The organism is Methylophilus sp. DMC14 (assembly GCF_056314085.1).
The window spans coordinates 380,758-401,256 of the sequence record NZ_JBQUZA010000002.1 but is presented as its reverse complement, the minus strand read 5'-3'; the positions used below and the strand labels follow the sequence as shown (position 1 = coordinate 401,256).

Sequence of the window (20,499 nt, the reverse complement as noted above, 5' to 3'; positions counted from 1 at the left end):
TGTCCTTTTATTTCCGCGCAGGCTGGAATCCAGTATGATTCGGCATCATACAACATCGTGCAGTGGCTGGCTAAGCGGCTGCATTTCAGTGGAATTAAGCGCATGAACGAAATTGGTTTTGATATTGAAGCATTGGTGTGGATCGCTGCGGCTTACCTGATAGGCTCGATTGCTTTTGGCATTATTATCAGCAAGCTGTACCGCCTGCCAGATCCACGCACCGTAGGCAGTGGCAATATCGGCGCGACCAATGTGGCGCGTAGCGGTAAAAAATCCGCTGCCATTTTGACCTTGCTGGGCGATGCATTTAAAGGCTGGTTGCCCACTTGGTTGGCACTGCAGGCGGGTATGTTGATGGACGTGGTGGCACTGGTGGGGTTGGCCGTGTTTATTGGTCACTTGTACCCGATTTATCATAAATTCAAAGGCGGCAAAGGCGTGGCGACGGCATTGGGCGTGATGATTGCCTTTTCAGGCTGGCTGGCGTTAAGTGTGGTGGCTGTCTGGCTGGCGGTGTTTTTAATCAGCCGCATTTCTTCGTTGTCTGCGCTTGTCGCTGCCGTATTGGCACCGTTGATTGCTTGGCAGTTCCTGTCACCTTACCCGGTGTATGTGGCGGTGGTCGTGGTGATGTCCGCGTTTTTGATTATTCGCCATCAATCGAATATTGAAAAACTGTTGGCCGGGACTGAAAGCCGTTTTGGAAAGAAATAACTAACCGCCGATAAACCCAGATATGAAAACTGGGGAGATCGTTTTGAGAATCTTTTTTAGATTTTATCGGCGGTAGAAATACAGCCCAGCAACGCCCTTTAGCAGGCAATCACTGAGGGGCTTTGAGCTCAGCCAAATCCCAGCGCGGCCGGATGCTAAAGCTGTAATCCTGCTTGCCTGGCTGCATGGCGTGCAGGCGCATCGCACCGGCAAAGGCAATCATGGCGCCGTTATCGGTGCAGAACTCCAGGCGCGGATAATTGACGCTGATACCACGTTTGGCAGCGGCTTCATTGAGCCGGGTACGCAGGCGTTTGTTGGCGCCTACGCCGCCAGAGACTACCAGTCGTTTGAGTTTGGTCTGTTTGAGTGCCTTCAGGCATTTGTGCACCAGAATCTCGGTGACGGATTCTTGAAATTCCCAGGCAATATCTTTAATTGTTTCTTCATTCAATTCAGGCTGGTTGTTCACCAGCGTTAACACGGCCGTTTTCAGGCCGCTAAAGCTGAAGTTTAAATCCGGGCTGTTGAGCATGGGGCGCGGCAGTTGAAACTGTGGCTTGCCCTGATCGGCCAGTTTAGACACCGCTGGGCCGCCAGGATAGCCCAGGCCCAAGAGTTTCGCCGTTTTATCAAAGGCTTCGCCAGCCGCATCGTCCAGTGTGTCACCTAATAGTTCATATTGGCCAATGCCATCCACGCGCATGAGTTGGCTATGTCCGCCCGAGACCAGCAAGGCAACAAACGGGAAGGCGGGTGGGTTTTCTTCGAGCATGGGTGCCAGTAAATGGCCTTCCAGGTGATGCACTCCCACAGACGGGACATTCAGGGCCATGGCCAGCGATTGTGCAATGCTGGTGCCCACCAGCAAGGCACCCGCCAGGCCTGGACCCTGCGTGTAAGCGATGCCTTCGAGGTCTTGCAGGGTTTTATCTGCTTGCGCCAGGACTTGCTGCGTGAGTGGGAGTGCACGGCGGATATGGTCACGGGAGGCCAGTTCCGGCACGACGCCGCCATAGGCTGCATGCATGTCGATTTGCGAGTGCAAGGCGTGCGCCAGCAACCCACGGCGCGTGTCATATAATGCCACTCCGGTTTCGTCACAAGAAGACTCGATACCCAATACCAACATCTAAGATAAGTCTCGCATACGTTTTTTTGCAGAAAGGATTGATAAATCCAAATAAGCGCGATAGAATACGCGGTTTTCAGTGCTGCATCAATCCGCAAGCACCATTGTCTAACCAAATATTTGAAGGATAGGGAATTACATGACCGCTATTCGTGTGAAAGAGAACGAACCGTTTGACGTTGCAATGCGCCGTTTCAAGCGTTTGATTGAGAAAACCGGTTTGTTGAACGACTTGCGTGCTCGCGAGTTCTACGAGAAGCCAACTTGGGAGCGTAAGCGTAAAGCAGCTGCCGCGGTGAAGCGTCAGTACCGTCGTCTGCGCAACCAGCAGTTGCCTACCAAACTCTACTAATTTTTTAAGTAGATGTGCAGATCGGGTAAGCTATCACTTGGCTACCCGGTTTGAAAAAACAAATATGCGAAGGTTGTGGATTTCCGCAACCTTTAGCTGTTTTTAAAGCATACGCTTTAACGTCCTTCTTTAATTGAGAATAATCCCCGCTATGAGCCTGAAAGCACAAATCTCTGAAGATATGAAAACCGCGATGCGGGCGAAAGACATGCCCAAGCTGGGCGTGATTCGTTTGTTGCAAGCCGCCATCAAGCAACGCGAGGTGGATGAGCGTATTGAGTTGGACGACGATGCCGTGATTGCCGCCATTGAGAAAATGCTCAAGCAGCGCCGTGATTCGATTGCTGCATTTGAAGGCGCTAACCGCATGGATTTGGCTGATCAGGAAAAATTTGAAGTCACCGTGTTGCAGGCTTATTTGCCTGCCCAGTTGAGCGAAGAAGAAATCAATGCGGTGATCGCCAAAGTGATTGCTGAAACGGGTGCAGCGGGTGCCAAGGATATGGGTAAAGTGGTGGGTGCAGTGAAACCATTGGTCGCCGGTAAGGCAGATATGGCGAAAGTGTCTGGCTTGATCAAGGTTGCCTTGGGGTAGTGTGTTTTTGCAGGCATTGAGTCAGGGGCGCATTTGCGCCCTTTGTTTTTTTGACCCGCATCAGCGATACTTGCATTTATGATCCCGGAAAGTTTTATTCAAGAACTGCTTAATCGCGTAGATATTGTCGATGTCATCGACAAGTCTGTTCCGCTGAAAAAAGCCGGGGCCAATTATTCAGCCTGTTGTCCGTTTCATAACGAAAAATCCCCCAGTTTTACCGTGAGTCCGACCAAGCAGTTTTACCATTGCTTTGGCTGTGGCGCGCATGGTTCGGCCTTGAGTTTTTTAATGGAATATAACGGCTTGAGTTTTGTCGAGGCCGTACATGACCTCGCCAAGCAAGTCGGTATGATCGTGCCGCAGGAGCAGCGTGATCCCAACCAACCTGCACCAACATCTAAAGCCGTGCTACTCAGTTTGCAAGAGACTTTGCAGCAGGCCGCCAATTATTACAAAGCTGAGTTAAAAAAATCACCGCGGGCGATTGATTATCTGAAAGCACGCGGCTTAAGCGGGCAGGTCGCGGCAAAATTCCAGATTGGCTATGCGCCAGCCGGGTGGCAAAATTTGCAAACCGTTTTTCCGCAATATGATGCCGAGCCGCTGGAAACTGCCGGGCTGGTGGTACAAAACGAGCAGGGGCGTCGCTACGATCGTTTCCGCGACCGCATCATGTTCCCTATCCATAACCAAAAAGGGGAAGTTATCGGCTTTGGGGGGCGTGTAATTAACCCTGAAGACAGTCCCAAATATTACAACTCGCCGGAAACGCCCGTGTTTCAAAAAGGGCATGAATTGTATGGCTTGTTTATGGCGCGTCGTGCCATCCGTGATGCTGGGCGGGTGTTGGTGGTGGAAGGATATATGGATGTGGTGGCGCTGGCGCAGTATGGCATTGAATATGCCGTCGCGGCGTTGGGCACGGCGACTACGCCTTTTCATATTGCCAAGCTGATGCGGCAAACCGATGAAATCGTTTTCAGTTTTGATGGCGATAAAGCCGGGCGGACTGCGGCCTGGCGCGCGGTGATGAATGCCTTGCCTGCCATCAAAGATGGCCTCAAGTTGCGCTTTTTATTCTTGCCTGCCGAGCATGACCCCGATAGCTTTGTGCGCGAGTTTGGCAAAGAAGCCTTTGAGGCCGAGATGAATCAGGCCATGCCCTTGTCGCAATATATCATTCAGCACTTAAGTGAGCATAACCCGCTGGCCTCGCAAGAGGATAAAGTGCAATTCTTGAATGACGCCGAGCCCATCCTCAAACAAATTCAGGCGCCGCGTTATGCCATGCTGTTGCGTAAAAAGGTCGCCGAGATGACCGGCCTGGCGCAAGGCGAAATGCAACGCATGCTGAAATTGCCAAATACTGCCAAGGCCAAGGAAAAAACCGTGCGTCAACGCTCGCGTACGCCGTTATCTTTGCATCTGCGTTTGGCGTTGATGTTGCTTATGCGGCCACAATGGGCGCAGGCCGCGCTACTCGAGCAGGTGGCGGGTGAGAGCGATGAGGCGCAGATGTTGCGCGTGGTGTTGAAGGCGGCGATTGCCAAGCCGGAGTCTCGTCCTGTGGTGCTGTTGCAGATGATTTCGCCCTATATTTCTGAGTCACTACGACACCAATTGCAGCGCGAGTTGTCTTTGTTGGATGAAAGCTTGGACTTTACGCTTGAATTTGAGGGGGCATGTACCCAATTATCAGACATGGCGGTCACTGCACGTGAAAATTCCCTGTTGGGGCAGTTAACTGAAAAGCCATTTTCAATGTTGTCTGAAGCAGAGCGTGAAGCCTTGCGGCAATTAACCAGCAAGCGCTAGTCGGTAATTCCCTAAAAACCGTGAGGGCATGCTTAAAAAACGTGCAGAAATCTGGTAAAATAGAGGGTTTCCCGTAATGTTAAATCGAGTGATGTGCCTGCAGCGTTTGCCAGCACTCGGCATCAATCATTTTAGAGGTGGAATCGGCCATGGCCAGACCCAAAGCAGATAAAAGTTTAGACAAAGAACTCGGAATCAACGAAGTCGAAACACACAAAGACCCCGCCACCCAGGCAATGGATGCCGAGGCACGTCGTACACGCCTCAAAACCCTGATTGTATTAGGTAAAGAGCGCGGTTACCTGACCTACGCCGAAATTAATGACCACCTGCCGGATGATGTACAAGACTCCGAGCAGATCGAGAGCATTATCGGCATGATCAACGACATGGGTATCCAGGTGTATGAAGAAGCCCCGGACGCCGAAGTGTTGCTGATGTCTGATGCACCCCCTGCCGTGACAGATGAAGATGCTGCTGAAGAAGCTGAGCAAGCCTTGGCTACGGTTGATTCAGAGTTTGGTCGTACCACTGACCCGGTGCGTATGTATATGCGCGAAATGGGCACAGTTGATCTGTTGACCCGTGAAGGCGAGATTGAGATCGCCAAGCGTATTGAGGACGGCCTCAAGCATATGGTGCAGGCGATTGCCGCCTGTCCAACCACCATCGCCCAATTGCTGGAGATGGTGGACAAAGTCGAAAAAGACGAAATGAGCGTGGATGAGCTGGTCGATGGTTTGATCGACAGCGATCTCGGTCTGGATGACGCTTTGGCCGTGGCGGATGCTGAAGAAGAGGAAGCCGCCGACGAGGAAGACGAAGACGAGGACGAAGACAGCGATGCCAAAGCATCTGCGCTTTCGGCAGAGGCCTTGGCAAAACTCAAAGAAGAGGTCCTGTCACGCTTTGCCGTGATTCGTGCCGCCAATACCAAAATGAACAATATCCGCGAGGCTAAAGGTACCAACGATGCCGAGTACAAGACTTTGCATCAGCAAGTGCTCGACGAGCTGACCGCTTTCCGCTTCTCTGCCAAACAGGTTGAAGCTTTGTGCGACCAAGTGCGTAACATGGTCGAAGAAGTGCGTACGCACGAACGCAAAATCATGGATTTCTGCGTAGAAAAAGCCAATATGCCACGCCAGCAATTCATCAAAAGCTTTGTTGGCAACGAAATCAACCTCAACTGGCTGGATGATGAGCTGGCAGGTAAACCTGCCTACGGTGAGCGTTTAGAGCGTTTTAGACACTCTATTCTGGACCAGCAAGAGCGGTTGCAAAACCTGCAAATCCGCGTCGGCTTGCCAATTAAAGAGTTGCGTGAAATCAACAAGCAAATGACCACCGGCGAAGCCCGTGCCCGTCGCGCCAAACGCGAAATGATCGAGGCCAACCTGCGTCTGGTGATCTCTATTGCTAAAAAATACACCAACCGTGGCTTGCAATTCCTCGACTTGATTCAAGAAGGCAACATCGGCCTGATGAAAGCCGTGGACAAGTTTGAATACCGCCGTGGTTACAAATTCTCTACCTATGCCACTTGGTGGATCCGTCAGGCCATCACACGTTCCATCGCTGACCAGGCACGTACCATCCGTATCCCGGTGCACATGATCGAAACCATCAACAAGATGAACCGTATCAGCCGCCAGATCTTGCAAGAAACTGGTCTTGAGCCTGATCCGGCCACTCTGGCTGAAAAAATGGATATGCCGGAAGAAAAAATCCGCAAAATCCTCAAAATCAGCAAAGAGCCGATCTCCATGGAAACGCCGATTGGTGACGACGAAGACAGCCACTTGGGCGACTTTATTGAAGACAACACCACACTGGCCCCAATGGACGCAGCGGTTTACGCCAGCCTGCGTGACGCTACCAGTGAAGTGCTGGAATCACTCACCCCACGCGAAGCCAAAGTATTGCGTATGCGCTTTGGTATTGAAATGAACACCGACCACACCCTGGAAGAAGTCGGCAAACAGTTTGATGTCACCCGCGAACGTATCCGCCAGATTGAAGCTAAGGCCCTGCGTAAACTGCGTCACCCGACCCGCTCGGAACGTCTGCGCAGCTTCTTAGAAAACGGTCAGGATTAGTTTATAATCCCACGCTTTCCGGCCCCTTAGCTCATGCTTGGTTAGAGCAGCGGACTCATAATCCGTTGGTGCTGTGTTCGACTCACAGAGGGGCCACCAATAGAATCAAGGGCTTAGGTTAAATCCTAAGCCCTTTTCTTATTGTACTATGCGTAGAAGATACGCATTCGGTACAGCTGAGAGTCATTATGTTTTTTCATCTACATTAGCGCCTGTATTTTCAATGATGACTTCAACACGACGGTTTAACTGGCGCCCAGATGCGCTATCGTTGCCCGAGACAGGTGAGGTTTCACCCTTGCCAGCAGTCACGAGGCGATCTGAATGGATGCCCTGTTTCATTAGCCAGTCCTTAACCGAGTCTGCGCGGCGCTGTGACAACGCTTGATTGTAGTCCGCATTGCCAACAGTGTCTGTGTGACCTTCGATCATCACAGAGCGATTTTGATGCTGATTGAGGAAGGTCGCAAGTTTGGCTAAATTTGTCGTCGCACCACTTTTTAGCTCAGCCTGGCCGGTGTCAAACAACACGTCGCCTAGCGTTACAACAAGACCACGTTCGGTTGGCTTGGCGTTCAGTTCTGCAATCTGGCGTTGCAAATCAGCGGCTTTCTGTTGCGCATTCGCCGACTCTTGTTGTGCAGCCAATGTTTTTAGCCGTGAGGATTCTGCATTGCTGCGCGCGTTTTCAACTTCCTTTTGCGCCGCTAATGTTTCTATCCGTGCGGAATCAGCGTTGCTGCGTGCAATATCAACTTCTTTTGTCCGGGAGTCGAGGCGTGCAGTTTCCCGTTGCTGGCTCAAGGCCGTGCGTTGCTCAACGAGCAGGCGACTTTCGGCCAGTGCTTGTGCGGTATCGACCTTGCGTTCTGCGATGTACATCAGGTGCGCAACTTGTTCTTTGTCGCCTTGAGATACCTCGGCAGCACGGACTGCCACTTCGGCCTCCTTGATCGCGACGGGGGCCTGGCTTGCCAGAGGCTGATTAGATTGCAACATGGTCAATTTACTGCGGGCATTGTTGACTGCTTCTGGTTGTATTTGTCTGGCTGTACATGCCACCAACAAGACGGATGCCACAGCGGTAGATATGAGTGTTCTAGCGTTAAAAATTTGTGTGTTCATTATTGATCTCCTGTCTTACGCTTCATTTCCATTTTTAATGTGTCAGTCCCTTTTTGCATCTGCTCGTTAACCACACGGGCTTTTGCCACTTCGGCTAGGGCGGAGGCCAACTCAGCGTCAGCTCTCGCCTGTTGGGCAAGGCGTTGCGCCAGAATCATTTTTTGTTCTTGAACTGCGCTGTGCGCTGCAGAGAGTTTGTCGCGTGCGGTGCTCAGTTCGACAGAAGCATAATCCGCGACACTTGCTCTTTCTGCACTCGCGATGGCTTGCTCAGCGGCTTGCAAAGCAGAAGTTGGCGGTTTGGGGGTTGAGGCGCAACCACTGAGCAGTAACAATGCAGTGAATGCGGGGGCCAAGCCCCAGGACAACAGGCGATGACTCTTTGCCTGTGGTAAATGTAATGTGTGTGCCATGTGTTTCTCCTTGTATGAATCGAGGCACTTAGTACCTAGTGCATACAAGTATTCCAGACGACAGTTGAATGCTCCGTGCACTGGCGTACATAAGCCATCTGGCTTGTTTGCTTTACTTGCATCCATCGGGTAATCCTCTTATTGAGTCGTCATTACCGCTGCAAACACGGATTAATCCATGAAGTATTTGATTAAAAATCAAGCGCTCACTAGAATGAAGGTCCTATTTTTGGGAAAGGTAAACGATGGGTAATACTAAACAAGTGATTGCAGCTTTGGTGCTGGGTGTTTTCTATTTGACTGCTGCAACGAATGTGATTGCGGCGGATAAATGGAGCGATGGGCACGTGGATGAGCATGAGCATCATCATGGTAAAGACGGGCACGCGGATGAGCATGAGCATCACCATGGTAAGGACGGCCATGCGGATGAGCACGAGCACCACCACGGCAAAGATGGTCATGCGGATGAGCATGAGCACCATCATGGGAGTGACGGCCATGCAAATGAACATGAGCATCATCACGAAGATGGCAGCAAAGAAAACAAGCATGAGCATCATCACTAACTGGCGCTGCCTGGCAACGAATACGTGCGAGAGCACGGTTTGAGCCATCGCCAAATCATTAGGGTTGGTTGTTGATGAATCGATTCGGGAAAAACTCCTATAGGCAACTGGGTGCTATCCCGGCATGATGCAACTGAGGGCTTGATTTACCACTAGGACCACTGAACGTAACTAGGTTATGTTTAGCGGGGTAAACCAAACCCTGCATTCGATTAAACGCATATTGATCTCAATGCAAAAAAAGCATCTCTTCGGAGGTGCTTTTTTACTTTGTATGGCTGAAATCTTCTCATTTTAACTCAAGGGCACCAATGATCCTGGTTTGTCCTGTCTTGTACGAAAATTCCTACAAGAGGTTCAGCCTGATGTGTATTCGTTCAGGTGGTTGATTATTGGATGATAGAGGCTGTGTGAAAACAGTCATCAGTGATTGGGGAGGTTAATATGCCAAAAACAACATCACCGCGTACATTTACAAGTGCACTCTCTCTACTCGCCATTACAATGGGCGCAGTTTCTGCGGCCTTAATTGTGATGTGCATAGGAATGTACTTCACGATTCTGTCAGTAGATGATTCAACGTCAGTCAAAGTGCATGCAAAGGCGGTGGAAGCGACAGCGATCGTGCCTGCTGATACTCAAGTACTCCTTGGATTCAATGGCAAGTTGACTTACACGAATGCGCCCATGATCAATGAGGCTGGTGCGGATACGCATTTGAGAGATGCCTTGTTCCGTGAGGAAGCCGAGGAAGAGATGGCGTCGTCTGCAGAGCCGCGCTTGCAGCAAGAGGTACCCCTTGCCCGCACTTATCTTGCAACGGCTCATTTGCCTGTGCAGCCGGTTCATTTTCGTGCAGTCAAACGTGTGATGGCTTAAATGCGCTGCCTTGATTGGCTACGCATTTGTGAGAATGTATGAAAAAGGGTGTAAACATAATGGCAATGATTGAAATTTATTTCTTTTTAAGGCATTGTTAGAGATTGCATATCCTATTGGCGTAAAACTATACCTGACCGAATTTGTGGAAATATGCATTGTCTTCAACATCAAACACAACCCTTGGGGATAAGGGTTTGCCTACCATGATCTACTGCTCATATCATTTTGCGCCTACTCAGCGTGGCGAAATCCAGATTGGTAAAATCAATGTGCTATTGATAGGTGTGCTGATCGTCATCTTGCTCGGCCTGATTATCAAGGGGGAGGAGCGCGAAGAGGGCAGCGCAGCAACCCTGCGTATTCAAAATCAGGTCTCTGCCGTGGCTGCCCCCGAGATAAGCGCACAAGTAACCAGCGAGCTGGCACAGGCTGTGTCTGAGACGACGCCAGCCCCTGAATCAGAGGAGATGCCGGTGAAAAAATCGGGCAAAAAAACGGATACCATTGCTCACAAAAAAAATGCATCGCCTGAGCCAGCCACCGAGCAGCCAGCCTCAACGACAGTTGTAGCACCCCATGCACATGTGGCAGCGAATCCGGTGCCTGCAGCAACAAGTGAAGAGAATTTACAAAAAGACAGCTCCAAAAAAATGATTGTTTTTAATATCTGGAGTGTATCCGAACTCAGGCTCAGAAGTGCCTATGCGGCCTATATGAACGATAGTGCGGTGCCAGCCGTTCAGCTTGAGGGCAGAAAAAAAGAGTATTTGAGTTTTGCCAGCCACCGTACAAAAAAATGTGGCGAACTGGATGGCAAGTTTGCCAGCAATATCAATACGGTAGAGAAGCTGACGCTGGTGAAGGGTGATGCTGAAGTGTTGCAATGTCATACCATAGAAAACAACCTCGAGATTGATCGGCTCAGTGCCATTCAGTAAGGGTGGTCTAACGATCTGATGCGATTCAATCCTGCTGAATGAGCGATTCTTTTACAGCACTCAGTGGATGCGGTTTTGCCCTTAAGTAACCTTGTGAGTAGTGACAGCCCATCTGCTTGAGCAGGGTTTCTTGATCCTGTGTTTCTACGCCCTCGGCAATCAGTTTGATATTGAGCTGATTGCCCATATAAATCATCGTTTTGCATAAGGCCTGATTTTTTTCATTTTCTGTCAGGCTGCTGATGAAGGATTTGTCGATTTTGACATAATCAATCATGAATTTATGCAGATAGGCGAGCGAGGAATAGCCCGTCCCAAAGTCGTCAATCGCCAGTTTAATCCCTGCATGATGCAGATTGCTGAGCATCGCCATTGTATTGACTGAGGAGTCCAGCAATAGCCGTTCGGTGATTTCAAAACAGAACTGTTCTCCGGGAATATGTTGTGCGTTGAGGGTGACGAGAAATTGCTCCAGGCTGGCAGGGTGTGCAAATTGCAGGGACGAAATATTAATGCAGATTTCTACCTTGCCAAACTGTTGCTGGATCTTTTGCAGGTCTTGAATGATTTGTGCAAACACCCATTCGCCAAGCGCAATAATAAAATTATGTTCTTCTGCAATGGGGATAAACACGTCTGGCGGGATCATGCCAAGTTGCGGATGTTGCCAGCGTAACAAGGCCTCCAGTTTTTCACACTGCAGATTACTCAAGCGAAAGATGGGCTGATAATGCAGTGACAGTTGCTGTTGGGGAATGGCCTCTTTAAGCGCCTCGATCAGTTGCATTTTGCGGGCAAACTCTTCGTAAATGGCCTGATTGAACAGCACACATTGATGCTTGCCGGACTTTTTGGCCTGATACAGCGCCTGGTCGGCAAACATAATCAGCTCGTCGGCATCTTGACCATGGTCTGGAAAAAGCGCCGCCCCTATACTCATAGACACGCTCACTGTTTTGGATTGCACCTCGAAGAGTGGCAACATTGCCTGCAATAGTTTTTCACACAGGGCCTGAAGGCCTGCTTGATCGATGCCTGGCATCATCATCAAGAACTCATCCCCGCCAAAGCGGGCGGTCAGACTGGGTGGTTGAATCATGCATCGTATGCGTGTGGCGACTTGGATCAGCACTTCGTCGCCAAAAGCATGCCCAGCCGTATCGTTAATCTGCTTAAAGTTATCGAGATCAATAATGATGACCCCAAGGGACTGCTTGGATTCGCGGGCCTGTTGCATGGCCTGCTCAATTTCATTTTTTAACTGAAAGCGGTTAGGGAGCTTGGTGAGAAAGTCGTGATTAGCCTGGAACCAAATCTCCTGCTGTGCGGCCACCGCCTGTTTTTTGCTGCTGCGGTAGACTTTTAGCAGCTGCAGAAACAAAAGCAAGGCAAGCACTCCCGGGACCGCAATCAGGTATTGTGTCCGCTCTGGCGCAGGCGAGGCTTTCCAGGTATTCATAATCTCGGGCGGATTGGTGCCAATCTGTTGTGTGGCTTTATTGAGTATGCTGACCAACGTTGGCAGATTTGCGTCTACCCCCATCCAGACGTCACTGGTGATAGCGGTGATGCCTACTTTCTTGATGTTCTGGATTTTATGCAAGTCGATGTGGTAGTCCAGAACCAGCTCATTGCCAACGTAGGCATCGACATAGCCATACTCCAAATCATCAAACGCCTCATCCGCGATATCAATCAGTTTGATTTTGATCGTGGGGACTTCATTTTTAAGTTTTTGTGCGACGGGGCCGCCCTTGAATACGGCAACCGTTTTGTCTGTGAGATCACTGAGGCTGATTTCATGATGTGCCAGGGGGTGATTAGCGGCCATGTAAATGGCATTGGCTGTGACCAGATAGGGTTGTTTGAGCAATTGAAAGCCGGCTGGCGGATTTTGACCACGTATCCCTGTCATGAGCGGCGCGTCAGCCGGGGTGAGGTTGTCATGATCGTTGACAATAACAAATGTTAAACCGGTGAGTTGGCTGATCTGCTCCAGATACTGGATGGAGACACCGGCATGGTTGTGATTTTCCAGCTGAAACTCTACGGGCATCCAGCCACTTTTCACTGCGACCTTGAGGCGTGGGTGCTGCTGTAGCCAATCACGCTCTTGTGGTGTGATTGCCAATGCATTGGATGGTGGGAACTCGCCTGGCAAAATTTCTTCTGCCTGTAGCATTGCTCCGCTAAAACCTATGCCTAGCATCAGACACAGGCGACCAAGAATATGGACGACCGAACATAGCCCTTTCACTCTGCGGCAAGCCATGATTCAACCCCCAATGGTTTTTGGATAATTATCTGTAAATTGTATGTGAGTATTACGGTCTGAAATGCAAAATATAAAGGCTTTTATACAGTTTTTTATTTAAAACTGTGAGTATGCGTTAAGTTAGACTATGATGACGTGCCGCTCGTTCGCGGAGGCGTAAAACTTGTCGCAGCAAGTGAAATCATCTGTCATCAAAAATAAGTGAAGGACTGTTAGACTAACCATGACAGTAGTATCAGGTAAGGCTGCGCATAAGGGTGTGCATTGAATAAATAACTGGCTAAGGGAGTCCGGTGAATGAAAAATATGGGTGTATTGCTGACAGCGATATTGCTGTTGGCGGGCTGTTCTGTGAACATGGTAAAACTGGGCGTCTATAAAAATAAAGCGCAATTGATCGGTACGGATGGGACTGTCTATGCGGGGAGTATCATGATTAATGATATTAGCAACGATGGTGATATTGAGATCGATGAGTCTCCTTATGGCAAGCTTGCCGGCAAGTGGACGGCCACCAGTGCAGTGGCCCCGGTGATCCGTACGGTGGATGCACAAAGCGCCTCTGATGCGGTGATCCGTCGTGCCTATTCAGGCAAAAGCTTTTTAATTGCTAACCAAAAAGCCGTGCTTAATTGTGACTTTAAAATCAATATTGAGGGCGATGGCTTGCTCGGTAGCGTCTACGTGATTGGTGATGGAATTTGTGTGGATGATCAGAAGCGCAGTTTTCCTATCCAGTTTTTCAAGTCCTAACATCATTAAAAACGCATCAAAAAGCCCCTCATTCACTGGGGCTTTTTGATGTTTGTGGCTCTGCTGTGAAACAGCATTCGGCATCACCGGCTTGAGCGCGCCTGTCTTTTCCCATCTGCGATGCTTGCAGGTTTGGTGCCTGTAGACATCGTTCCCCTTTCGTTGAAACCACTGTTCAGACCATACATAGTGCCGTTTAAATCAAGTATGATGCGCCAAACAAGCTAAGATAGCTGCAGTCAATGGATTGATTGCAGCAAACCTACGTTTAACCAATTGGGGGAGTTATGAGTCGCTTATTCGGAGAGATACATCGTCAGGTGCAAGATGCGCAGGGCACCAGAAAACTGGCTGACCGTATTGAGGAAATTGCCTGTAAAACGGAAATTGATGAAGATGCCAAGGGCTTTATTGAGTCGCTGGATATGTTTTTCCTGTCTACGGTGGACCACAATGGCAGACCTACGGTGTCTTACAAAGGTGGTTTTCCTGGATTTGTCCGCGTGCTGGACAGCCAGACGCTGATGTTCCCGATCTACAATGGCAATGGTATGCAGCTGTCGGTAGGCAATATGGTGGGTAATGGTGAGGTAGGGCTGCTGTTTATTTCATTTGAGCGCCCGCATCGTATCCGCTTGCAGGGCGTCAGTGAGGTCTCAACCGATCCGGCTTTGTTGGCGCATTACAAAGAGGCTGAGTTTGTTGTCAAGGTAACTTTGTCTGAGCTCTGGCAAAACTGTCCACGCTATATTCACCGCTATCAGCGGGAGAGTGCCTCGCGCTACGTCCCTTCTGCACAATGCGAAACCCCGTTGGCTGAATGGAAGCGGTTGGAGTTTGTGCAAGACGTGATCTCTGAAGCCGATGCACAAAAAGCACAACAAGCAGGCTTCATTCAGGTGGAAGACTGGATCGCCAAGATCAAGGCTGGCGCACCAGATGCTTAGTTCACACCAGATCTCATAAGGCGCTCATAGACTCTGCAAAAGCAGTATTCACTGGCCTCTCTCAGCAGAACGCAAATAGATTTGCGTTTTCTGATAGAGGCCTTTGCTATTTTCATGTATCTTTTCGGTGTACGATATGCATCATATTTCTCAAGATAAATAATTGTTCGACATAGAATTGTTATCAATCTATAAGGTGACCATCTCTATGGTGCCGCGGGGGTGGCGTCAACGTGATTCATCAGGGTGCAAAGAGATCTCTACGGTATTTCGCCATGCGAAAGGTATCGATACTTGCTGGTTGCATGCTGTGCTTCATGGGCTTGATGCAGCCCGGTATCGGATGTGCAGAACAGACCATTACTGTGACCAGTGATGATAATTACCCGCCCTATTTGTTTAAGGACGCAAATGGCAATACGGTGGGCATTGTGGTGGATACCTGGAAGTTGTGGGAGCAAAAAACCGGGGTCAAGGTGACCTTGCTTGCCATGGTCTGGGAGCAGGCGCTACAGCAATTGTTGAGCGGGCATGCTGATGTGATCGAAATGATTTATCAGGATCCCGAGCGTGAACAGCGCTTCAGTTTCAGTACCCCTTATGCCACGCTCCCGGTGGGCATTTATGCGCATAAAAGCATAGGTGGCCTGGCATCCTCCAGCCATCTGAGTGGCTTTACCGTCGGTGTGCAAAAAGGCGATGGCTGTATTTTTCACCTGAAGCAAGCCGGGGTTCAATCGTTTCGGCTATATAACAATTATGAAGAGATGATCACCGCCACGCTCAAGGGCGAAATCAAGATCCTGTGTATGGATGATTATCCGGCTAGCTATTATCTGTATCGCGCAAAGGCGGATCAAAAAGTACTGCGTGCTTTTACCCTTTATCACGGCGAATTTCACCGGGCGGTAAAAAAGGGCAATGAGCCCATTCTGGCCTTGATTGAAAAAGGCATGGCGGCCATCACCCCGGCTGAAATGGCTGCGATTGAGGCACGATGGAAGGGCCGTCCCTTGCAGCAAGACCTCTATGAAGGGCAAGCGTTATGGATGTTGGCTGTGGCATTCATCGTTGCCGTGAGTTTGGTATTGCTGGTGTTTATGCTAAGACTCGCGGTGAAAAGAAAGACCGCTGAAATTGAAAGCAAGCGTGCCGAGCTGGAGCTGGAGCGATTGCGTCTGACTGAAATCATTGATGCGACGCGTGCAGGCACCTGGGAGTGGAATGTACAAACCGGAGCGTGCCAGTTTAATCATCGCTGGGCAGAAATTCTGGGATATCAACTCGAAGAGATCCAGCCTTTAGGCGTAGAGGCGCCAAAACGTCTGACGCATCCGGATGACTGGAAAATGGCCATGGCCTTGGTTGAACAGCACCTCAAAGGCGAGATTGCCTTTTATGAGTGCGATATCCGCATGCAACATAAAGACGGGCGCTGGTTGTGGATCGCAGATCGGGGGCGGCTGATTTCGCGTACAGCCGACGGGCAGCCGTGGATGATGCGCGGTACGCATATTGATATCACGGATAAAAAGCAGGCCGATGCTGCGATTTGGCAACAGGCCAATTATGATAGCCTGACCCAATTACCTAACCGCCATTATTTCAATCGCCACCTCAAAGAGGCGATTGCCGAGGCGGCGACCCAACAGCAAAAACTCAGCCTGTTGTTGCTCGACTTAGACCGCTTTAAAGAGGTCAATGATACGCTCGGTCACCGGCATGGGGATGAGTTGTTGATTGAGATCGGCCAACGGATACGCCAATGCTTGTATGATCATATGGAGGTGGCCAGGCTGGGCGGGGATGAGTTTGCCATTATTGCACCAGAGTCTGCCTGTGCCGATTTGCAAGCATTCGGCCAGCAGTTGATGCAGGAGATCTCTAAAGCCACCATTCTTGGCGGGGAGCGCGTCTATGTCACGGTCAGTATTGGCATCAGCCAGTATCCCGAGGATGCCGTCAATGCTGAAGAAATGATACAGCATGCGGATCAGGCCATGTATGAGGCAAAAAGTCGGGGCCGTAATAACCTGCGCTTTTTCTCGCTAGCGATTAAAGAGGCCATGTCGCAACGCGTGATGTTGGCACGCGACCTGAAGGCGGCCCTTGAAAAGGATGAGTTGCGCGATTACTACCAGCCGATTGTCAGTTTGAACACGAGCAAGATCGTCAAAGCCGAAGCGCTGATGCGCTGGCAGCATCCTGAACGTGGACTGATCAGTCCGGCGCTCTTTATTCCCGTGGCCGAAGAAACGGGGGACATTGTTGCGATGGGTAATTGGATTTTTTCTCGGGCGGTCGCGCATGCGTCTAAATGGCAGCCGCTGGTGGGGGAGGCATTTGCCATTAGCGTCAACAAGTCTCCGGTGCAATTCGTTGACCCGCAACGCTTTCATCATGACTGGGGAAAAATCTTGCAGGATAACGCACTGGCAGGCAAGCATCTGGTGGTTGAAATTACGGAAGGCTTGTTACTGAATCCCGACCCGGTCGTCGAGCAGCGCTTATTGTACTATCGCGACTTGGGGATTCAAGTTGCGATCGATGATTTTGGAACTGGATATTCTTCGCTTTCTTATCTCAGTAAATTTGATATTGATTATTTGAAAATTGATCAGTCCTTTACCCGTAACCTGAATGCGGGCAATGAAAGTTATGTCTTGTGTGAGGCCATCATTGTCATGGCGCATAAGCTAGGCCTGAAAGTGATCGCTGAAGGGGTGGAGACCGCACTGCAGCGTGATTTGCTGATGGATATCCATTGTGATTTTGCCCAAGGATTTTTCTATTCCCCGCCTGTGCCTGCTGAGGCCTTTGAGCAAATGCTGGTGCAACAATCGCGGCAAGAAGCTGCGCTGCTGCAGGGTTAGTTCGCACATATGAAAAAAGGCCCAAGCACGACTTGGGCCTTTTTATGAACAGGCAGCGAACTTAGAACCGGAAACGTACCCCGGCACCTACCGCCTTCACATCCTGATACCAGGTCGAACGCGGGAACTTGTCCCCTGAAAAGTGGTTATTGGTGTAAGCAACATAGGTATCAACCCGCTTGTTGATCTTATAGTCAATCACTGAAGTCCACGTGTCAATTTTACCTTGTGAGTTGGTAGAGACTGTTGGGCCATCAATCGCATCAAACCGGGTTGCATAGTAGCCGACAGAAGCTGTCAGACCTGCCAGGGCTGGGATGCGCTGCGAAAAGTCGTAGCTGGCACCAATGTAGTAGACATTGTTATCTTGTTTATAGCCCGGTTGTAATGCAGAGGTGGCGACGCCGCCAAATACAGTCTGGTCAAACAGTTTGCTGTATTTGATGGTCCGGTCTGATGAAGGCTTTAAGCGGTACCATTCCCAGCCGCCTGTGAATTTGATTTCCTTGTTCGGCGTCCATTTCAACGTGATCAAAGTGGCTTCAGTGTTATACAGGGACGCAGAAATGGTGTCGTTGGCGGCAGGATTGCCAGCGGCAGCTGCCCCTGCCTTGACGGCATTGTTAAAGCTGTTAAAGGCAAACTGAACGCCAAATACGCTATTTTCAAAACCCAGTTGACCGGTGTAGCCATAACCCTCGGAAGTGCCTGCGGTATTGCCAAACTGATACATGCCGGCATAGTTGACCTTACCTAATCCTTCAACATCGCAAGTGTTGCCATATTTCACCGTGTTTTTCATCCGGGCGTTTTCTGAGATGCCGCCACCGCCACCAATCGTGCCACTTTCACCTAAGGGTGAGAAGGTATCTGCCTTGCTGTTTGGATCATAGGGGCTCGTGATCTCAAAAAATGGGTTGTATTGGGTACCGTATGACACACGCCCCAGCTTGCCGCCATCCATTCCTACCCAGGCCTGACGCGCAAATAACTCGCCGTTCATGGAAGAGTCCGCGCTGACGCTAGAGTTGGCGTTGGTCCCGGAGTTGTCCGCCAGCGTCTGTGCCGCATCATGCAACTTCATATTAAGTGGGTTGAAACCAGCCTCAAACTGGTACATGAATTTAAAATCACGATCCCACATTTGTAGGTTGCCAACTTCGCCCTTGATGCCCAGGCGAGAGGCTTGCAGGCCACTATTTATCCAATCAGTTCTTGAGGTAGTTCTTGGGCTGATTTTAGCGCCATTATAGGGGTAATAATTGTTGGGAAACTCGTAATTTGCCGGTAATGAGTGGTTAACACTGGTGCGCGCAATATCGATGATGCCATACAGCTGTACGTTGGAGGGATGATCACCCACGTTGAAGTCCACACGTAGCGGATTGTCATCATTCATAAAACGTGTCATGAACGAGCTTGGTGTCTGATCGGTTGGTTTGGTGGACGTTGAAGGCGTTTCTGCCTGGGCGGTCAGGGCCTGACCGATTGCAACTGGAAGTAATGCCAGTTTAAAAAAATGTCTGATGGTCATCTTAATCTCAATGTTTTATACGAGATGCAGGCTGTCACAAGACAATGTTTTCTTGATCTGGCAAATGAAGATTAGATGACAGTTTGCTTACGTTAGACTTACAGCTGTCATAATCGAATGGAAATCAACGCTAAAATTGGTGCGCCTTAGCAGGCTCAGCCGCATTAAAACTGATGGTTTAACTGTACACTCAGGATGTCTGCGTCACCATCATATTTGCCAGCAATCAGTCCCTTGCTGCTGGGCGTGGCTGCGCGCTGGTCATCATAAATTCTGGCCTCTTTGATAAACAGATGGGCATAGCCCACATCCAACTTGGTGGCTGGCCGGTATTGCCAGCTAGCGCCTAAGGATAGCCAAATTCGGTCATTGCCGGGAATACGCGCTGTTCTGAATGGCGTGTCGATGGCCTCTTCATCGTAAGCAATGCCGGTTCTGAGTTTGACTGTGCTGGAGTAGTGATAATTGAGCCCGGCTGAGTAGCGTAAGGTATTGTTCCAGTGTTCTTGCGTGGTCGCTATGGCGGTATTCGAGCCATTATCCCGCACGATGCTCAAGGCTTTGAAGCGGCTCCAACGCGTCCAGGTGATGTCTGTCAGTAGCTCCCAGCGGTCGTCCAGTCGGTTGAAACTACTCAGCGAAAGCGTCTCAGGCAAGGATAAATCTGCTGTAATGTCGGTATTGAGTGTGCGGGAGGGAAGCGTATTGGTTAATACAAAAGGGGAGCTGGCTTCGCCTTTTAAATGCTGGTCGATTTTTGAGCGAAAAGCCAAGCCTAGCCGGGTATCCGGCGTGACTTGGTAAATGGCGCCCAGGTTATAGCCAAATCCCCAGTCGTCCCCCTTGGTTTTAATCGATGACTCTGCGGTCCCTAAATTCACCGCACTAGTCAGATCTGCCTGTGCCCACATGGCAGACACGCCCAATCCCAGTGACCACTGGTCATTGAGTTTCCATGCCAGTGATGGGTTGATGTTAACGGTTTTAAGCTCGGATTTAATGGCTTGAAAGCGGCCAATCCAGTTTTTGTCGTATTCGGTTTTGAGTCCAAATGGGCTGCCGATGCCTAGCCCGATTTTGACCTGTTCATTGAGGTCCTGTTTGTAATAAAGATTGGGAATCGCCGCAAAACTGCCCAGATTGCCCCCTTCGCCCCCCAGCGGGCGGCCAGTGGCCGCGACACTGCCAGCATTATCAAAGTCGCCTCTGACATTAATCAGGTTGACTGCGCCAACGACCTGACGCCCCTCCAGGTAGGTCATCCCTGCCGGGTTGAAGAAAATCGTACTGGCATCCTCTGCCACTGCCGCCGCCCCGGCAAAGGCATTCCCCAGGCCGCTGCCACTTTGTTCGGATAAGGCAAAGCCTGCTGCCTCAGTGAGTTGATGGGTGCTGACCAAGGCCAGCCCCAGCCAGAGACTGGTTGATTTCAAACGTAACATGGATCCCCCTAAACGACTTTTTTGCTTTTTTAAGCTTG

At 50.1% G+C, this 20,499-nt stretch carries 17 protein-coding genes and 1 tRNA gene; 12 read left to right on the top strand and 6 right to left on the bottom strand.

Annotated elements, in window-relative coordinates; all coding sequences use genetic code 11:
• Window positions 1-102: 102 nt before the first annotated feature.
• On the top strand, window positions 103-714 hold the full coding sequence (gene plsY / locus ACT53C_RS06160) for a glycerol-3-phosphate 1-O-acyltransferase PlsY (protein WP_194749140.1): 612 nt from the start codon (window positions 103-105) through the stop codon (window positions 712-714).
• 109 nt (window positions 715-823) lie between these two features.
• Here the strand turns inward: plsY and tsaD are convergent, their stop codons facing one another.
• The gene (tsaD, locus tag ACT53C_RS06155) at window positions 824-1,846 is read right to left on the bottom strand and encodes a tRNA (adenosine(37)-N6)-threonylcarbamoyltransferase complex transferase subunit TsaD (protein ID WP_313986360.1); all 1,023 of its coding nucleotides are present in this window, start codon (window positions 1,844-1,846) and stop codon (window positions 824-826) included.
• A 139-nt stretch (window positions 1,847-1,985) separates the two neighbouring features.
• On the opposite strand from tsaD, the gene rpsU reads away from it, so the two are divergent.
• The 5 genes from rpsU (at window position 1,986) to ACT53C_RS06130 (ending at window position 6,809) form a co-directional block, all read left to right on the top strand.
• Window positions 1,986-2,198, top strand: a complete 213-nt coding sequence (rpsU, locus tag ACT53C_RS06150) for a 30S ribosomal protein S21 (RefSeq protein WP_018987466.1) — start codon at window positions 1,986-1,988, stop codon at window positions 2,196-2,198.
• A 151-nt stretch (window positions 2,199-2,349) separates the two neighbouring features.
• Window positions 2,350-2,793 carry a GatB/YqeY domain-containing protein gene (locus ACT53C_RS06145; protein ID WP_194749142.1) on the top strand — a complete coding sequence of 148 codons (444 nt, stop codon included), beginning with the start codon at window positions 2,350-2,352 and terminating at the stop codon, window positions 2,791-2,793.
• Window positions 2,794-2,871: 78 nt separating this feature from the next.
• Window positions 2,872-4,611 (top strand): DNA primase, encoded by a 1,740-nt coding sequence (dnaG, locus tag ACT53C_RS06140; protein WP_476145284.1) that lies wholly within the window; start codon window positions 2,872-2,874, stop codon window positions 4,609-4,611.
• A 149-nt stretch (window positions 4,612-4,760) separates the two neighbouring features.
• Window positions 4,761-6,710: an RNA polymerase sigma factor RpoD gene (rpoD, locus tag ACT53C_RS06135; RefSeq protein ID WP_194749144.1), complete on the top strand. Its 1,950-nt coding sequence runs from the start codon at window positions 4,761-4,763 to the stop codon at window positions 6,708-6,710.
• Between the two features lie 20 nt (window positions 6,711-6,730).
• A tRNA-Ile gene (locus ACT53C_RS06130) sits at window positions 6,731-6,809 on the top strand.
• A gap of 87 nt (window positions 6,810-6,896) precedes the next feature.
• Here ACT53C_RS06130 and ACT53C_RS06125 read toward each other — a convergent pair.
• Window positions 6,897-7,835 (bottom strand): OmpA family protein, encoded by a 939-nt coding sequence (locus ACT53C_RS06125; RefSeq protein ID WP_476145283.1) that lies wholly within the window; start codon window positions 7,833-7,835, stop codon window positions 6,897-6,899.
• Window positions 7,835-8,248, bottom strand: coding sequence for a DUF4398 domain-containing protein (locus tag ACT53C_RS06120; RefSeq protein WP_476145282.1), 414 nt, complete (start codon window positions 8,246-8,248; stop codon window positions 7,835-7,837). Before ACT53C_RS06120 ends, ACT53C_RS06125 begins: the two co-directional genes overlap by 1 nt.
• 245 nt (window positions 8,249-8,493) lie before the next feature.
• Between ACT53C_RS06120 and ACT53C_RS06115 the strand changes: the two genes are divergently transcribed.
• From ACT53C_RS06115 to ACT53C_RS06105, 3 genes are all read left to right on the top strand, one after another.
• Window positions 8,494-8,817: a hypothetical protein gene (locus tag ACT53C_RS06115; RefSeq protein WP_476145281.1), complete on the top strand. Its 324-nt coding sequence runs from the start codon at window positions 8,494-8,496 to the stop codon at window positions 8,815-8,817.
• 444 nt (window positions 8,818-9,261) lie between these two features.
• Window positions 9,262-9,696: a hypothetical protein gene (locus ACT53C_RS06110; RefSeq protein ID WP_476145280.1), complete on the top strand. Its 435-nt coding sequence runs from the start codon at window positions 9,262-9,264 to the stop codon at window positions 9,694-9,696.
• A gap of 206 nt (window positions 9,697-9,902) precedes the next feature.
• Window positions 9,903-10,637 carry a hypothetical protein gene (locus ACT53C_RS06105; RefSeq protein WP_476145279.1) on the top strand — a complete coding sequence of 245 codons (735 nt, stop codon included), beginning with the start codon at window positions 9,903-9,905 and terminating at the stop codon, window positions 10,635-10,637.
• Window positions 10,638-10,662: 25 nt separating this feature from the next.
• Here ACT53C_RS06105 and ACT53C_RS06100 read toward each other — a convergent pair whose 3' ends face one another.
• On the bottom strand, window positions 10,663-12,909 hold the full coding sequence (locus ACT53C_RS06100) for an EAL domain-containing protein (protein ID WP_476145278.1): 2,247 nt from the start codon (window positions 12,907-12,909) through the stop codon (window positions 10,663-10,665).
• Window positions 12,910-13,209: 300 nt separating this feature from the next.
• Here ACT53C_RS06100 and ACT53C_RS06095 point away from each other — a divergent pair, with 300 nt between their 5' ends.
• The 3 genes from ACT53C_RS06095 (at window position 13,210) to ACT53C_RS06085 (ending at window position 17,485) form a co-directional block, all read left to right on the top strand.
• The gene (locus ACT53C_RS06095; RefSeq protein ID WP_476145277.1) at window positions 13,210-13,665 is read left to right on the top strand and encodes a hypothetical protein; all 456 of its coding nucleotides are present in this window, start codon (window positions 13,210-13,212) and stop codon (window positions 13,663-13,665) included.
• A 287-nt stretch (window positions 13,666-13,952) separates the two neighbouring features.
• Window positions 13,953-14,612 (top strand): pyridoxamine 5'-phosphate oxidase family protein, encoded by a 660-nt coding sequence (locus tag ACT53C_RS06090; RefSeq protein ID WP_476145276.1) that lies wholly within the window; start codon window positions 13,953-13,955, stop codon window positions 14,610-14,612.
• Window positions 14,613-14,887: 275 nt separating this feature from the next.
• Complete coding sequence (locus ACT53C_RS06085; RefSeq protein ID WP_476145275.1) at window positions 14,888-17,485, top strand: EAL domain-containing protein; 2,598 nt, start codon at window positions 14,888-14,890, stop codon at window positions 17,483-17,485.
• A gap of 61 nt (window positions 17,486-17,546) precedes the next feature.
• Here the strand turns inward: ACT53C_RS06085 and ACT53C_RS06080 are convergent, their stop codons facing one another.
• Window positions 17,547-19,019 carry a porin gene (locus ACT53C_RS06080; protein WP_476145274.1) on the bottom strand — a complete coding sequence of 491 codons (1,473 nt, stop codon included), beginning with the start codon at window positions 19,017-19,019 and terminating at the stop codon, window positions 17,547-17,549.
• 164 nt (window positions 19,020-19,183) lie between these two features.
• The gene (locus ACT53C_RS06075; protein WP_476145273.1) at window positions 19,184-20,461 is read right to left on the bottom strand and encodes an OmpP1/FadL family transporter; all 1,278 of its coding nucleotides are present in this window, start codon (window positions 20,459-20,461) and stop codon (window positions 19,184-19,186) included.
• Window positions 20,462-20,499 lie beyond the last annotated feature (38 nt).

Coding starts and splice junctions, on each gene's coding strand:
- plsY (WP_194749140.1), top strand. CDS start 103: ATGAACGAAATTGGTTTTGATATTGAAGCATTGGTGTGGATCGCTGCG.
- tsaD (WP_313986360.1), bottom strand. CDS start 1,846: ATGTTGGTATTGGGTATCGAGTCTTCTTGTGACGAAACCGGAGTGGCA.
- rpsU (WP_018987466.1), top strand. CDS start 1,986: ATGACCGCTATTCGTGTGAAAGAGAACGAACCGTTTGACGTTGCAATG.
- ACT53C_RS06145 (WP_194749142.1), top strand. CDS start 2,350: ATGAGCCTGAAAGCACAAATCTCTGAAGATATGAAAACCGCGATGCGG.
- dnaG (WP_476145284.1), top strand. CDS start 2,872: ATGATCCCGGAAAGTTTTATTCAAGAACTGCTTAATCGCGTAGATATT.
- rpoD (WP_194749144.1), top strand. CDS start 4,761: ATGGCCAGACCCAAAGCAGATAAAAGTTTAGACAAAGAACTCGGAATC.
- ACT53C_RS06125 (WP_476145283.1), bottom strand. CDS start 7,835: ATGAACACACAAATTTTTAACGCTAGAACACTCATATCTACCGCTGTG.
- ACT53C_RS06120 (WP_476145282.1), bottom strand. CDS start 8,248: ATGGCACACACATTACATTTACCACAGGCAAAGAGTCATCGCCTGTTG.
- ACT53C_RS06115 (WP_476145281.1), top strand. CDS start 8,494: ATGGGTAATACTAAACAAGTGATTGCAGCTTTGGTGCTGGGTGTTTTC.
- ACT53C_RS06110 (WP_476145280.1), top strand. CDS start 9,262: ATGCCAAAAACAACATCACCGCGTACATTTACAAGTGCACTCTCTCTA.
- ACT53C_RS06105 (WP_476145279.1), top strand. CDS start 9,903: ATGATCTACTGCTCATATCATTTTGCGCCTACTCAGCGTGGCGAAATC.
- ACT53C_RS06100 (WP_476145278.1), bottom strand. CDS start 12,909: ATGGCTTGCCGCAGAGTGAAAGGGCTATGTTCGGTCGTCCATATTCTT.
- ACT53C_RS06095 (WP_476145277.1), top strand. CDS start 13,210: ATGAAAAATATGGGTGTATTGCTGACAGCGATATTGCTGTTGGCGGGC.
- ACT53C_RS06090 (WP_476145276.1), top strand. CDS start 13,953: ATGAGTCGCTTATTCGGAGAGATACATCGTCAGGTGCAAGATGCGCAG.
- ACT53C_RS06085 (WP_476145275.1), top strand. CDS start 14,888: ATGCGAAAGGTATCGATACTTGCTGGTTGCATGCTGTGCTTCATGGGC.
- ACT53C_RS06080 (WP_476145274.1), bottom strand. CDS start 19,019: ATGACCATCAGACATTTTTTTAAACTGGCATTACTTCCAGTTGCAATC.
- ACT53C_RS06075 (WP_476145273.1), bottom strand. CDS start 20,461: ATGTTACGTTTGAAATCAACCAGTCTCTGGCTGGGGCTGGCCTTGGTC.